Source organism: Sphingomonas sp. GW821-FHT09E03 (genome assembly GCF_059416225.1).
In genome coordinates, this window is sequence record NZ_JBWKOS010000006.1 from 63,432 (window position 1) to 77,938 (window position 14,507).

Annotated in this window: 10 protein-coding genes; 6 read left to right on the forward strand and 4 right to left on the reverse strand. The window is 66.9% G+C overall.

The annotated features are described in order from the left end of the window. Positions 1–22: 22 nt before the first annotated feature. Positions 23–379 carry a hypothetical protein gene (locus tag AC07M8_RS13900; RefSeq protein ID WP_495174926.1) on the reverse strand — a complete coding sequence of 119 codons (357 nt, stop codon included), beginning with the start codon at positions 377–379 and terminating at the stop codon, positions 23–25. A 146-nt stretch (positions 380–525) separates the two neighbouring features. Between AC07M8_RS13900 and uvrA the strand changes: the two genes are divergently transcribed. The 6 genes from uvrA to AC07M8_RS13930 all read left to right on the forward strand — a co-directional run bounded on the left by uvrA (position 526) and on the right by AC07M8_RS13930 (position 10,236). Then, positions 526–3,450: an excinuclease ABC subunit UvrA gene (gene uvrA / locus AC07M8_RS13905; RefSeq protein ID WP_495174927.1), complete on the forward strand. Its 2,925-nt coding sequence runs from the start codon at positions 526–528 to the stop codon at positions 3,448–3,450. 147 nt (positions 3,451–3,597) lie between these two features. After that, on the forward strand, positions 3,598–4,533 hold the full coding sequence (locus AC07M8_RS13910; protein WP_495174928.1) for a hypothetical protein: 936 nt from the start codon (positions 3,598–3,600) through the stop codon (positions 4,531–4,533). A 707-nt stretch (positions 4,534–5,240) separates the two neighbouring features. Next, entirely contained in the window at positions 5,241–5,915 is a 675-nt protein-coding gene (locus AC07M8_RS13915; protein ID WP_495174929.1) for an SOS response-associated peptidase family protein, read from the forward strand. Positions 5,916–6,221: 306 nt separating this feature from the next. Next, positions 6,222–7,412, forward strand: coding sequence for a hypothetical protein (locus AC07M8_RS13920; RefSeq protein ID WP_495174930.1), 1,191 nt, complete (start codon positions 6,222–6,224; stop codon positions 7,410–7,412). Positions 7,413–7,444: 32 nt separating this feature from the next. Continuing rightward, positions 7,445–7,939 carry a hypothetical protein gene (locus AC07M8_RS13925; protein ID WP_495174931.1) on the forward strand — a complete coding sequence of 165 codons (495 nt, stop codon included), beginning with the start codon at positions 7,445–7,447 and terminating at the stop codon, positions 7,937–7,939. A 353-nt stretch (positions 7,940–8,292) separates the two neighbouring features. After that, complete coding sequence (locus tag AC07M8_RS13930; protein ID WP_495174932.1) at positions 8,293–10,236, forward strand: S9 family peptidase; 1,944 nt, start codon at positions 8,293–8,295, stop codon at positions 10,234–10,236. A gap of 6 nt (positions 10,237–10,242) precedes the next feature. Here AC07M8_RS13930 and AC07M8_RS13935 read toward each other — a convergent pair whose 3' ends face one another. The 3 genes from AC07M8_RS13935 to AC07M8_RS13945 form a co-directional block, all read right to left on the reverse strand. Next, positions 10,243–11,298 (reverse strand): cell wall hydrolase, encoded by a 1,056-nt coding sequence (locus AC07M8_RS13935; protein WP_495174933.1) that lies wholly within the window; start codon positions 11,296–11,298, stop codon positions 10,243–10,245. Between the two features lie 71 nt (positions 11,299–11,369). Further along, positions 11,370–14,222: a M16 family metallopeptidase gene (locus AC07M8_RS13940; protein ID WP_495174934.1), complete on the reverse strand. Its 2,853-nt coding sequence runs from the start codon at positions 14,220–14,222 to the stop codon at positions 11,370–11,372. A gap of 93 nt (positions 14,223–14,315) precedes the next feature. Next, positions 14,316–14,507, reverse strand: a complete 192-nt coding sequence (locus AC07M8_RS13945) for a hypothetical protein (protein ID WP_495174935.1) — start codon at positions 14,505–14,507, stop codon at positions 14,316–14,318.

Here is a 14,507-nt window from a genome sequence, read left to right on the forward strand (position 1 = left end):
GTTTACCAGCCGCCGCCCTGGATCAGGCCTTCTTGCCGAACAGTCGGCCCAGTACCGCGTCGGCCGCCTGGCCCAGCGCATCGGCGATCACCTGCGGGTCCGGTGCCTTGTGCGTCCCGCCCGCGCCCGGCGGCGGCGGCGATGCCGCCGCCTCGGCGCGTGGCTCGCTTGTGGTCTTCGCCTGCGTCCGGTTGCGCGCCACCGCCGCGCTCGCCGCCGCAGCCGCCATGGTCAGCCCCGCCGCGAGCATCTCGCGCCCGTGCGGGCTGTTGGCCTTCTCCAGCAGCGCGCCGCCCACCTCGCGCACCTCCTTGGGCAGCCGGATGCCCAGCACTTCCTTGGGGAGCTTCGCCTTCTTCTGCTTCTTGTCCTTGGCCATGCCGGTGCCTCTCGTTCGTGTGTCGCCAACATAAGACACTGGCGCAGGCTTTCAATTGCTGCCGGGCGCGGGTGCTGGCAGCGGCTCCCGTGCGTTCCTATCTGCCAGACTAGCCTCGCCCCCAGAACAGAAGTAGAACTGCCTCCATGAGCCTCACCAAGATCTCCGTCCGCGGCGCGCGCGAGCACAACCTCAAGGACGTCGACGTCGACATCCCTCGCGATACGTTGACGGTGATCACCGGCCTGTCGGGGTCGGGCAAGTCGAGCCTCGCGTTCGACACCATCTATGCCGAAGGGCAGCGCCGCTACGTCGAGAGCCTCTCGGCCTATGCCCGCCAGTTCCTCGAGCTGATGCAGAAGCCCGATGTCGACCATATCGAGGGGCTCAGCCCCGCGATCTCGATCGAGCAGAAGACCACCAGCCGCAACCCGCGCTCGACGGTGGCGACCGTCACCGAGATCTACGATTACATGCGCCTGCTGTGGGCGCGGGTCGGCGTGCCCTATTCGCCGACCACCGGCGAGCCGATCGCCGCGCAGACGGTCAGCCAGATGGTCGACCGGGTGATGGCGCTGCCCGAGGGCACGCGGCTGTACCTGCTCGCGCCGGTCGTCCGCGGCCGCAAGGGCGAGTATAAGAAGGAGATGCTCGAGTGGCAGAAGGCGGGCTTCACCCGCGTCCGCGTCGACGGCCAGATCCACGAGATCGACGAGGCCCCCGCGCTCGACAAGAAGTATAAGCACGACATCGAGGTGGTGGTCGACCGCCTCGTCGTCCGCCCCACCGAGGGCGACAATTCCATCTCCACCCGCCTCGCGGAGAGCTTCGAGACCGCGCTGAAACTCGCCGACGGCCTCGCCTATGTCGACCCCGCCGACCCGGTCGAGGCGCACACCCCCAAGTCCGAGGTGCTCGGCGACAACGCGCCCCCCGGCCGCATCGTCTTTTCCGAGAAGTTCGCCTGCCCGGTGTCGGGCTTCACCATCGCCGAGATCGAGCCGCGCCTGTTCTCGTTCAACGCCCCCCAGGGCGCCTGCCCGGCGTGCGACGGCCTCGGCGAGAAACTGATCTTCGACGAGGACCTCGTCGTTCCCAATCACGCGCTGTCGATCAAGAAGGGCGCGGTGGTGCCCTGGGCCAAGTCCAACCCGCCGTCGCCTTACTACATGCAGGTGCTAGGCTCCCTCGCGCGCGCCTATGACTTCAGCCTCGACACCCCCTGGGACGATCTCGCCCCCGCGGTCCAGGACACCATCCTCCACGGCACCAAGGGCAAGCCGGTCGTCCTCACGTTCGTGGACGGCAAGAAGAAATACGACGTCAACAAGCCGTTCGAGGGCGTGATCGGCAACCTCAACCGCCGCCTGCTCCAGACCGAGAGCGCGTGGATGCGCGAGGAACTGGCGAAGTATCAGAGCTCGCGCCCCTGCGAGGTCTGCCACGGCGCGCGGCTCAAGCCCGAGGCGCTCGCGGTCAAGATCGCGATGCGCGACATCGCTTATGCCACCCATCTCTCGGTGGTCGACGCGCTCGCCTTCTTCACTGACATGCCCCAGCACCTCGGCGACCAGCAGAATGCGATCGCCGAGCGCATCCTCAAGGAGATCGTCGAGCGCCTCGGCTTCCTCAACAACGTCGGGCTCGATTACCTCAACCTCGATCGCACCTCCGGCACGCTGTCGGGCGGCGAATCGCAGCGCATCCGCCTCGCCAGCCAGATCGGTTCGGGGCTGTCGGGCGTGCTCTACGTGCTCGACGAGCCCTCGATCGGCCTCCACCAGCGCGACAACGACATGCTGCTCGCCACCCTCCGGCGCCTGCGCGACCTCGGCAACACCGTGCTCGTCGTCGAGCATGACGAGGATGCGATCCGCACCGCCGATTATGTGATCGACATGGGGCCGGGCGCCGGCGTCCACGGCGGCGCGATCGTCGCGCAGGGCACGCTCAAGCAGATCCTCAAGAGCAAGACCAGCATCACCGCCGATTACCTCAACGGCACCCGCGAGGTGCCGGTCCCCGCCACCCGCCGCCAGGGCAACGGCCGCGAGATCACCGTCCACAACGCCACCGCCAACAACCTCACCGGCGTCACCGCGTCGATCCCCTTGGGCACCTTCACCTGCATCACCGGCGTCTCGGGCTCGGGCAAGTCGAGCTTCACCATCGACACGCTGTTCGCCGCCGCCGCGCGGACCCTCAACGGCGCCCGCATCCAACAGGGCAAGCACGACAAGATCACCGGCCTCCAGCACCTCGACAAGGTGATCGACATCGACCAGTCGCCGATCGGCCGCACCCCGCGCTCGAACCCGGCGACCTACACCGGCAGCTTCACCCAGATCCGCGACTGGTTCGCCGGCCTCCCCGAGAGCCAGGCGCGCGGCTACAAGCCCGGGCGCTTCTCGTTCAACGTCAAGGGCGGCCGCTGCGAGGCGTGCCAGGGCGATGGCGTGCTCAAGATCGAGATGCACTTCCTCCCCGACGTCTATGTGGAATGCGACGTCTGCCACGGCGCGCGCTACAACCGCGAGACGCTCGAGGTGAAGTTCAAGGGCAAGAGCATCGCCGACGTGCTCGACATGACGGTCGAGGATGCCGCCGAGTTCTTCAAGGCGGTGCCGCCGATCCGCGACAAGATGGAGATGCTGGTCGAGGTCGGCCTCGGCTATGTCAAGGTCGGCCAGCAGGCGACGACGCTGTCGGGCGGCGAGGCGCAACGCGTCAAGCTCGCCAAGGAACTCGCCCGCCGCGCCACCGGCAACACTCTCTACATCCTCGACGAGCCGACCACGGGCCTGCACTTCGAGGACGTCCGCAAGCTGCTCGAGGTGCTCCATGCCTTGGTGGAGCAAGGCAACACCGTGGTGGTGATCGAGCACAATCTCGACGTCATCAAGACCGCCGACTGGGTGATCGACCTCGGCCCCGAAGGCGGCGTCAAAGGCGGCGAAATCGTCGCGGTCGGCACGCCGGAAGATGTGGTCAAGGAGCCGCGGAGCTACACGGGCAAGTATCTTAAGCCGTTGCTCAAAGGGCGCGGGCCGGAGGCGGTGGCGGCGGAGTGATGTCAAGCAAACGCTGAGACAAGATGCTGAACTCTGAGGTAATCTGCGCTTAGTACACCCGCCTAAGACTATGCAAAATTATGAGCCATTGACTCTATTGTCCGTTTGTGGAGACTTCTGCTGAGGAGAGCTCTGTAGGGGTGCAATGTGGCTAAACGTCAGCGTAACAACCAGGTGACTGTGGCGTTCAATTACCTCGTTAAATCAACGCCAAATGACGAAGATCCCGATCAACCCATTGAAGAAGGGTTCACGACCGGTGAGTTCGAGCGTATCGTGCAGCGGATCAGGGATACTCATCCACTGGACGAAGGTAATGACGAAGTGGTTGCTGCCATAAAGGCTGGCCGTGATCTTCCTTTCAATTTCCATGTCGAGCCAGAGCGTGGCGTGCACTTCGGAGATTTTGACGGGGCGTATTACGGACAGAGATACCGCAATAACCGCTTGGGTGTAGTAGAAGCTGCAGATCTGAATTTGCGGGGCTTCCACTATCTCATAACGCACTTGCGTGACGGGAAGATACTTATCGGCACAACTTATCATGGCCTTTACGGCGACTATGATGGTTTGAGAAGCTGCTTCGTGAACCTGCTGCGCGGAAACTATCGGGTCATTTCTAAAACATTGAAAAGCCTCTCGGCGGAAATAGGTGCGGGGCAGCCAATCTCCCTCAAGCTGCTATATAGGAAAGCCGCTGATAGGTTGGAGCGTCGCACTCTCTTTGGTAGATCTGGAGCTATTGCCATAACAAGTGCGGAATTTGGAAACGACTTTGGCGAACGTGTCATTGATACTGCGCGTCGTGTAACTGGAGACAATGATCAGAGAAAGCGCATACTCGCTGAGATTGTGAACCAGGCAGAAATAATTTCACTTGATGAAAACGATATCATCGGATGTTCTGCCGTAATCAGTGAAGACGGCAGGCAGCGGACAATATACCTCCTTGGTGAAAATAACTTCTCTACAAAATTCGGACTTCAGGTTGGCGTGAATGAACATGGGCTTGCGGACAGGGATACTGTGATGCGCGAAATGATACGGATTATGCGACAACAAATAATGCCGCTGATGCAGTAACGACTGTGTTACCATCACTGATTCGTGAGGTATACGGCACTTACAGAGGTGACGACGCCCGACATAAGACCAGACTATGCTTTGAGCTGATATGTGTCTTAATCATTGCGATATTTGCCAATCGGGTGATTGACCAGACGTTCCCTGTGGTCTCGCTGGTCATATCGGTGTTAACTGGTTTTAGCTTTACCGCCTTGTTTTCAGAGCCCGCAGTAAGAACAACGGATCTTCCATCTCCGGACAATGAGACTGATCGTCAGGACATTGTCAAGTTGAAGGCTCTGTCTGCTAGATTTCAGACGCGAATGAGACTATTTATTGTCATTGCTGTATCAGAGCTTGCTCTCTTGACAGCTCTTACAGTATCATTTGGCGTTCCGCCCTGGCTAAGCTCGCAACTCTCTATAAACATGGTGACTTCGGATAGCTTCGCAAGCATCAAGTCGGCCGCTTTGGCAATCGGCTTTGGCGTCCGGAGAATTGCTGCTGGAATTGTAATAGGGCTTTTTCTAGAGTGGATCTATACGTTCTATCGACTTGCCGAGACGATACTAGCTATACTTAAGATCCGCACTGAATACCTAGATGCCCGGTCTGACGTGAGTCGATGACAAGAGATTGCAGGTGGCGAGCGTTCGGCAACCACCGGGTGATGACCAATCTATTTGAGCTAGCACTAGCCAGCGCTAAACCTTAGCGTTCGCGCGATGTGCAACGAAGTCGCCCGCCGCATCGCCTTGGGCCAGTTTCGCGAGGACTGGTCGGAGCTCAAGGTGCCGCTGCTCTTTCCCGAGGGGCTGCCCAACCTCGCCCCGCTCGACTCGATCCGCATCACCGATCCTACGCTGATCCTCCGCGCCGCGGCCGATGGCGTCGGCGTCGACGGCGTGATCCGCCGCTGGAGCTGGCCCGGCCCCACCGGCAAGCCGGTGTACAATTATCGCTCGGAGGGCCGCGCCTTCGCCCCGGCTGAAAGCGCCGGCTCGGGGTCCCCGCACAATACTATTGTGCGGGGTGGATCCGGCCGCTGCCTGATCCCGGTCGACGCCTTCTACGAATTCACCGATCCGCCCGCCGACCTGCTCGGCGCCAAGCCCAAGCGCGCCCGCAAGACCAAATGGCGCTTCACCGCCACCCATGATGCCTGGTTCTGCGTCGCCGGCTTCTGGCGCACCGAACCCAAGCTCGGCGAAGGCAGGGCAGGCGAGGCCTTTACCCTGCTCACCTGCGAGCCCGGGCCGGACATCGCGCCCTATCACCACCGCCAGATCGTTCTCCCCGCGCGCGCGCAATGGGCCGGCTGGCTTGACGGCTCGCTTCCCGCCGCCGACGTCTGCCGCCCGGCCGCCGCCGGCCGGTTCGCGGCGGAGCAGATGGGGTAGAGACTTCGGGCGCCTGCGCCCGCAGCAGCCCGCCGCGGTGAAGCGTCGATGGTCGCGTGCCGGCCTAACGCGGCTCGATCACCGACGGCCACGGCGATCGACAGCGCTCCAGCGCCTCCCCCCGTTCGCCCTGAGCCTGTCGAAGGGCCTGAGACTCACCGCGCGTCGAGAGGCTCAGCGCGAACGGCGGCGTGTGGCCTCCCAAGTCCTTCACGCCCCCCCAAAAACCCGCTGTCCTACAGCCCCGCGTTCTGCATATGTTCACCATCCTCCGCGCCATCGCGCGCCGCACAGGAGGAAAGGCTCGTGCTCGACGACTATCCCATTCCCGCCGCCACCCCGCTTCCCGAGGCCGCCAGGGTTCCCGCCGACCCGCTCGGCGCCGAGCCCAGCCCCACCGATAGCTTCGGCCGCGCCATGCGCCATGACGGCTGGACCCCGGCCCGCCAGCGCCGCTTCCTCGAATTCATCGCCGACGGCCACACCGTCGATCACGCCGCGCAGATGGTCGGGCTCACCGCCACCTCGGCCTATGCGCTGCGCCGCCGCCCGGCCGGCGCCGGCTTCGCGCTCGGCTGGCGCGCCGCCAATCTCGTCGCGCGCGATCACCTCGCCGATATCATGCTCGAGCGCGCGCTCCACGGCTCCACCGAGACGATCACCCGGCCCGATGGCTCGACCGTCGAGCGCCACCGCCTCAACGATCGCCTCGGCCTGCAGCTGCTCGCCCGGCTCGATCGCCAGGCCGAGGCCACGGCGACGCCCGGCGCGGTCGGCGATGCCGCCGCCGCGCGCCTCGTCGCCGGCGATTTCGAGACCTATCTCGATCTGGTCGCCGCCGAGGCCGGCCCGGCGCGCGCCGGCCTGTTCCTCGCCGCGCGCACCGATGCCGCCGCCGATCTTGCCGACATCGCCGCGCTCGCCCGCGCCGATCGCGCCCGCCGCGCGCTGCCGGACGGCACCGGCGACGATCTCGATCCCGCCGAGCGCCACCGCTGGACCGCCGAGCAATGGGCCCGCGCCGAGGCCGCCGGCCTTGTCGTGCTCGCGCCGCCGCCCCCCGAGCCCGCGCCCGAACCGGACCCTGCGACAGCCGCAGGAGCGTCTCAACTTTCTCAACTTGTCACCGCCGCTGCGGCCCAGGCCGAGTTCGAGCGCAACGTCTGGTGGTCGTCCGAAGCGGACGATTACCGCACCCATTTCCCGCCACCCGACGACTTCATCGGCGACGAGCAGGGCAGCTGGGGTGACGACGATTATGAGCGCGCGCTGTCCGACGAGGAACGCACGCTGCTCGATCTGCCCGAGTACGATCCCGACCGCGCCTGGCTCGAGGCCGCCGCCGGGCGCGACGCCTGGTTCGCTGCCAATGCCGTGGCGCTCGACGATGCCGACGAGCCGCCGCTTGATCCGGCGCGTGATCAGGCGTCCGAACAGGCATCTGGGGGAGCGCCGTCCCCCGACCACCCCGGAACACCCCCGTCACCCGCCCGTTAACCGCCCACGACCAGCGACAACGGAGTGACGCCATGGATATCAAGAAGATCGGCATCGGCCTTGGCGCCTTTGCGGTGGGCGCGGTGGCCTGGACGGTGGGCACCGCCAAATTCGGCCCCAAGCCCGGCAGCACCCGCGGTCTGCGCGCGCTGCGCCTGCCGCGCGCGACGACGGCGGCGGCGGCAGACAGCGACGAGGCCGGCGCCGGCGCGGTGGTCGGCGACAGCATCACCGCACCGATCGCCCCCAAGCCCGCCGACATGGCCGCCGCGCCGGTCGGCATGGCCGAGACCGAGAAGCATTTCCACGAGGGCACGGCCAATCCTGCGGCCGAGCACGTCCCGAGCGATCTGATCGGTGGCCGTCACCCCGGCGCCGGTGATCGCGCGCCCGAGGCGTTCCGCCCGGACCCGACCGCGGTACCGACCGACGCCGAAAAGGAAGCGCTCCGCCCCGCCACCGGCCCGGCGCCGACGCTGGTCGCCGATCGCGGCAGCGGCTTCAGCGAGGCCGCCGGCGCCGCGTGAACCGCGGATCGCTGGTCTGGTTGGCTAGTGGCTGGCCGGCGGCTGGAACGGGGGGAAGCGGGCACAGCCTCCCCCCGTTCTGCACACACCGCGGGGAGGACGCGGTATGCGCGATCCGCTGCGAGTTCGCGCCTGAAGGGGAGGGGGGCACGAACCGCGACGTCATCCGCGGCACCGCCGGGCGCCGCGACTCCTTCATAGCGTTGGGAGCGATAAGAAACCGTCAACTATTACAACAGCTTCCGGTGTAAATCCGGCTCATTCCGGGGGCGAATTCGAAGGCGGCGCAAGCATGCGGCTTGTGGCGGTGGGCGCAGCCGCTAAGCATCGCGGCTTCCTTCTCGGAGACCCCGATGCGCCTCACCGCTGCTGCTGCCGTTGCCGCCCTGCTCGCCACCACCGCCGCCATCGCCGGCCCGGCGGCGCCGACCCCGCCGCTCCACCAATATGGCGGGCTGATGATCTCGCCGCGCGGCGACCGGCTGGCGGCGATCGAGTCGAGCAGCGGCCGCGGCGGCCATGCCGCGATCACCCTGCGTTCGGCCGCCGACGGCCATGTCCTGCGCACCCTCGATCCCTGCACCACCTGTTCCTACGCCGGCCTCGCCTTCGCCCCCAACGGCGACCTCGTCTTCCTCAGCCGGGATCGCACCGCCGGCACCGTCTCGCTCCAATTGGCCACCGACAAGGCAATCCGCACCCTTGCCACCATCCCCGGCATCGCCCAGACCCCCCGGGTGTCGCCGGACGGCAAGCGCGTCGCCCTGCTCGTCACCCTCGGCGCCGCCAAGGAGAGCGGTGCCACCCAAGCCGGCGCCCGGCAGGTCGGCGAGATCGGCGAGAAGAGCGACGAGCAGCGGCTGGCGGTATTCGACATCGCCGCCACCGTTCCGGCAACCGCGGTCGCCCCGGTCTCCCCGGCCGGCCGCTATGTCTATGAATATGACTGGACCCCCGACAGCCGCGGCTTCGTGGCCACCACGGCACTCGGCAACGGCGACAACAATTGGTGGGTCGCCACCCTCGACGCCATCGACGCCGCCACCGGCGCCGTCCGCCAGATCGCCAAGCCCGCCACCCAGCTCAACCAGCCCAGGGTGTCGCCGGACGGCAAGACGGTGGCCTATATCGGCGGGTTGATGAGCGATTTCGGCTCGGTCGGCGGCGACGTCTTCACCGTCCCCTTCGCCGGCGGCAAGCCCCGCAACCTCACCGCCGGCGCCAGGTCGACGGTGACCACCATCGCCTGGACGCAAGGCGGTCTGCGCACCGTCAGCCTCGCCGGCGACGCGGTCGAGGTCGCCTCGCTGACTCCCGGCGCCGCCCCGGTCGTCGGGTTCAGCCGCCCGGTCAGCACCGCCGCCGGCGACGGCCGTGCCGTCTTCTCCGCCGACGGCAGGGTGGCGGCGGCCGTCGTCCAGGATTTCGAGCATGCCCCGGCGATCAACGCCGGCCCGCTCGCCGCAATCCGCCAACTGACCCACGACAATGACGCCGCCGGCTCGCTGGTCGCCGCCCGCAGCATCAGCTGGAGCAGCGAGGGCCACAGCGTCCAGGGCTGGCTGCTCGCACCTCGCCAGCCGGCGGCGGCGGACGGGGCGAAGGCGCCGATGATCGTCAGCGTCCACGGCGGCCCCGCCGCCGCCTCGACCCCCTCCTATGTCACCGCCGGCAGCTCGACTGCGGCGATGCTCGAGGGCGGCTATTATCTGTTCCTGCCCAATCCGCGGGGCAGCTACGGCCAGGGCGAGGCGTTCACCGCCGCCAACCGCCGCGACTTCGGCGGCGGCGACCTCCGCGACATCCTCGCCGGCGTCGATGCCGCCGAGCGCGTCGCTCCGATCGACGATGCCCGGCTCGGCCTCGCCGGCTGCAGCTACGGCGGCTTCATGGCGATGTGGGCCAACACCCAGACCAATCGCTTCAAGGCAATCGTCGCCGGGGCGGGACTGTCGAACTGGGTGAGCTATTACGGCACCAACGGCATTGACCAGTGGATGCTGCCCTATTTCGGCAAGTCGATGTACGACGACATGAAAGCCTATGAGGATGCCTCCGCGATCTACCAGGCCGGCAAGGCGAAGACGCCGACCTTCATCTACGTCGGCGAGCGCGACATTGAGGTGCCGCCGACCCAGTCGATCGAGTGGTGGCATGCCCTCAAGGACCGCGGCGTCCCTGTCAGTCTGGTGATCTACCCTGATGCCGGCCACTGCGTGACCGCTCCTGACCAGGCCGCTGACGTCCGCAAACGCTCGCTCGCCTGGTTCGACACCTTTGTGAAGAATGCCAAATAGGGCGGGTTAGAACAGCAGCTTGCCCGAATCCTTCCACCGGTCGAGCACCTGTGCGGCCGGTGGCAGATGGTCATCGGCTGCGACCTGCGCCGACGCCGGCGCCGCAGCGGCGGCGTTGGTCTCGGCCAGTGGCATCGCCGCCAGCGGCGCGGTCGCGGCAATGATTGTGGCGATCGGCGCTAGTGTCGTTGGCAGATGCGGCCCTGGGATCGGCTCGCCACCCCGATATATTTGCCTGCACGCCGCCGCGGTGCCCCAATACCCCTTCCAGCGATGGAAGAAATGGGCACCCACTACGTCTGTCATCACCATGCTGCGGTTCCACGCCGGGGTCACGGCATAGGTGTGGTAATGCGTCGCCAGCCCCACTGGGGCGTAGACATAGCCGGCGAGCGCCATTCCGGCAGTCCGCCCGGCCCGTAGCCACGCCGCCTTCTCTGGAATCCGGGCCAACGCGCCGTCGCAAGCGAAGCTGAACTGGCAGCCGGCGTGCTCGGATCCCTGATAAACCACTCCGCACACCGTCGCCGGAAACGCCGGGAGTCGAACCCGGTTGAGGATGACCTGTGCCACGGCGGACTGGCCCGCATCCGGTTCGGACGCGGCTTCATAGTAGATCGCCGTAGTCAGGCATTCGAGGGCCCGGGCTTGATCGACATAGCTTGCGGACCGCATCGAGAATGGAGCCGCCGGCATTACGCCGCCGTCTGCCATCCCCGTGGAGGCAGACGCCTCCGCACCGGCTGGCGGGGTTGGCAGAGCAATCGTCCCTGTGACCCCTGCCGCCGGCGCGGCCGTATCCGCCACCGGCTGGGCGCTGCCGATCGGGGTGCCGCCGGTGGGTTTAGCAGTGGTCTCGTCGCTAGCGGCAGTCGAGGGGAGCGAGCCTTGGTGCTCGATCACTGCTCGATAGGCGGCTTGAGCCGACAACAACGCAAGCAGCAGCAGTCCGGTGCCGGCGAGCATCAGCCAGACCCGCATCATCGTCCGGAACGTCTGCTGCCGTACCCTCAAGCCTGCCTCCGCGGCTGCCCCGTGCAGCGCGGCCGCGTCGTAGCGCATATCGGTGGCATCGTCCGCCCTGGATTCCGCTGCGTCCCGGGGTGGGACGCAGCGGATCGGCGGTAAGACTTTTACTTCAACGTCGCGCTGTCGAGCTTGAGCTCGGCCTCCGTCAGCGTTTCGACTCGCGGATAGGACCGACGCAGCGGATCGATGAACTGCTTGGCGTCGCCGACCACGACGATGCTCGCCGCCTTGGGATCGAGGAAGGCGGCGGAGGCAGCCTGCACCGACGCCGGGGTAACCGCCTCCACCTCGGCGGTGAACTGCTGCAATTCGACGAGCGGGATGTCGTTCTGGACGTAGGCGCCGATGATGCCGGCGATGCCGCCGGTGGTTTCGATCGTCCGCCCAAAGTTGCCGACCAGCACCGCCTTGCGGGTGCTGAGCTCGTTGGCCGACACCGGCGCCTGCCCCATCTTGGCCATTTCCGCCGTCATCAGCGTCGCCACGTCGGCCGCCGTCTGGTTCTTGGTCTGGGTCCGCGCGGCGATGGTGCCCTGGACCCGACTGGCGTCAAACCCGCTGCCGGCGCCATAAGCCAGCCCGCGCTTGATCCGCACTTCCTGGTTGAGCCGCGACGAGAAGCCGCCGCCGAGCACGGTGTTGGCGACCCCGAGCGGGTAATAACGGGGATCCGAGCGGGCGATCGCCGGCCGCTCGACGACGACGCCGGCCTGCCCGGCGCCGGGCATGTCGATGACGATAACGCGCGGTGCCGGATAGGCGGCCGGTGCGGTGGCGGCGGCGGGGGCGCTGCCAGCGGCTCGCCAACCGCCGAGCTGGCGCTCGGCAAGCGCCTCGGCCTGGGCCGGGGTGACGTCGCCGACCATGACCAGGGCACTTCGATCGGGACGGAAGGTGCGGGCGTAGGCGGCGGTCACGTCGGCCCGGGTGATCGCCTTGAGCGAAGCCGGGGTGCCACCTTCGGGCGCGCCGAATGACGAGGCGCCGAAGGTTGCGCGGTCGGCCACCAGAGCCGCCAACTGCGACGGGTTCTTGAGCGAAACGGTAACGGCGTCGATCTGCTGAGCCCGGGCGCGCTCCAGTTCTGCCGGAGCGAACACCGGATGGGTGGCGACATCGGCGAGGATCGCCATCGCCGGGGCAAGCTGATCGGACTTGACGGTGACGTTCACCGAGCCGCCGTCGGTGGCGATGTCGCTGTCGATCGAAGCGCCGAGGCTCTCGATCTGGCGGGCGATGTCGGTCGCCGAGCGGGTCGTCGTGCCCTTGGTGAGCAGCTCGGCAGTGAGGTTGCCGACCCCGGCCCGGTTTGCCGGGTCGAGCGCCGATCCGCCGGTGGAGACAAGATAGGCGGTGACGATGGGCAGGTCGTGCCGCTCGACGGTGATCACCCGCAGGCCGTTGGCGAGACGGGTTTCCACCGGTTGCGGCAGGCTCGCGGCGACGGGTGCAGCCGGCGCTGGCGGGGCGATCCGCTGACTGTCGGGTGCCGGGGTGACGATTGGGATGTCGGCGGGCGGCGTCAGCGCCGCGGTTTGGACGCTCGCTGCGACCTGGATGACGTCACCGGCGGCGCCGGCGGGCTTGGCGGTGTCGGGCAGGTAGCGGATCGTCGCCGACTGGTGGTCGCCGAGATACTGGCGGGCAACGCGCTGGACGTCGGCGGCGGTGACCCGTGCGATCGCGGCGAGCTGGCGATCATTGTCGCGGGGGTCGCCGTCGATGATCACCGAGGAGGCGAGCACCCGGGCCTTGCCCTCGGCGGTCTCACGCTGCTTGATCGCGGCGGTAAGGATCTCATTCTTGGCTTCGGCGAGCTCTGCCGCGCTCACCGGCGCGTCGCGGAAGCGACCGATCTCGCGCTTCAACGCCGCCTCGCCCTGGTCGACCGTCTTGCCGCCGGCAAGGATGGCATAAGCGATCAGATTGCCGGTGCCCTGCTTGCTGTCGAGGAACGACGACGCATCCTGGGCGAGCTGGTCGCGGTAGACCAGGCTTTCGTAGAGCCGCGAGCTTTCACCGGTGGAGAGGATCCCCTGAAGCACCGTCAACGCCGGGATGTCGGCGGCGCGGTCGGCGGGGATGTGCCAGCTGATCAGCACCGCGGGCAGCGGCGTGTTGGGTTCGTAGACGGTGTAGCTGACCGCCTTGGTGCGGTCCGGCTCGGTGACGGTGACGCGGGGGATGACGGCGGCCGGCTTCTTGATGCCGGCAAAATACTGGTCGATCCAGGCATTCAGCTGCTGCTCGTCAAAATTGCCGGAGACGACGAGAATGGCGTTGTCCGGCCGGTAATAGGTCGCATGGAAGGCGCGGACGTCGTCGATCGACGCGGCTTCGAGGTTCTCGATGCTGCCGATCGTCGAGCGGGCATAGGGATGGGTCGTGTAGGCGGCGGCCGACGAATAGGTGGAGAACAGCTTGCCATAGGGGCGGGCGAGCGTGCTCTGGCGCAGTTCCTCCTTCACCACGTCGCGCTCCGAGCCGAAGCTGGTGGGCTCCACCACCAGGCTCGCCATCCGGTCTGCCTCGGCGAACAGCAGCCGCTGCAGGTGGTTGGCGGGGATCACCTCGAAATAGTTGGTGTAGTCGTCGTTGGTGGAGGCGTTGTTATAGCCGCCGACATCCTCGGTGAGCCGATCCATCTGCTCGGAGACGAGGTTGCGCGTCGCCTTGAACATGAGGTGCTCGAACATGTGGGCGAAGCCCGAGCGGCCCTTGGGATCGTCCTTCGAGCCGACGTCGTACCACACTTGCACCGCTACATTGGGCGTCGAAGTGTCGCGCAGGGCATAGACCCGCAGGCCGTTGGCGAGGGTGCGTTCGGTGAACGCCAGCGGCTTCACCGCCGCAGCCGCTGCTGCCGGGACAGGCCGAGCCGGCGCGGTCTGGGCGGCGGCGGCGGCGATCGGGAGCAGCGCTGCACCCAGCAGCAGGGTGGCACGAACAAGGCGCATGGAGGTCTCCGGTCGGGCAGGATGATGCCTGGCGTTCACCCGGAGCCGGAGCAGGGTGTCAATCGACCGCGACGCCTTGCGCGGCCGATCCGCTCAATCCTTCTTCTTGCCCGAGTTGGCAAACAGCACCGCCGCGGCGACCGCGGCCGAGCCGATCCCGACGCCGATGATCCGCATCGGCCAGCGGCTCTTGCTCGCCGGATCGGCGGTGCCGGCCGCGGCATGGTCGCGCGCGTGCTTGGCCGCGGCGGCTGCTTCCAGGATCTCGTTGGGTTGATCGGCCAT

What these genes read in the sequence shown, in the direction of transcription:
- AC07M8_RS13900 (WP_495174926.1), bottom strand. Translation starts at nt 379, where the DNA reads ATGGCCAAGGACAAGAAGCAGAAGAAGGCGAAGCTCCCCAAGGAAGTG.
- uvrA (WP_495174927.1), top strand. Translation starts at nt 526, where the DNA reads ATGAGCCTCACCAAGATCTCCGTCCGCGGCGCGCGCGAGCACAACCTC.
- AC07M8_RS13915 (WP_495174929.1), top strand. Translation starts at nt 5,241, where the DNA reads ATGTGCAACGAAGTCGCCCGCCGCATCGCCTTGGGCCAGTTTCGCGAG.
- AC07M8_RS13925 (WP_495174931.1), top strand. Translation starts at nt 7,445, where the DNA reads ATGGATATCAAGAAGATCGGCATCGGCCTTGGCGCCTTTGCGGTGGGC.
- AC07M8_RS13930 (WP_495174932.1), top strand. Translation starts at nt 8,293, where the DNA reads ATGCGCCTCACCGCTGCTGCTGCCGTTGCCGCCCTGCTCGCCACCACC.
- AC07M8_RS13935 (WP_495174933.1), bottom strand. Translation starts at nt 11,298, where the DNA reads ATGCGCTACGACGCGGCCGCGCTGCACGGGGCAGCCGCGGAGGCAGGC.
- AC07M8_RS13940 (WP_495174934.1), bottom strand. Translation starts at nt 14,222, where the DNA reads ATGCGCCTTGTTCGTGCCACCCTGCTGCTGGGTGCAGCGCTGCTCCCG.
- AC07M8_RS13945 (WP_495174935.1), bottom strand. Translation starts at nt 14,507, where the DNA reads ATGGCCGATCAACCCAACGAGATCCTGGAAGCAGCCGCCGCGGCCAAG.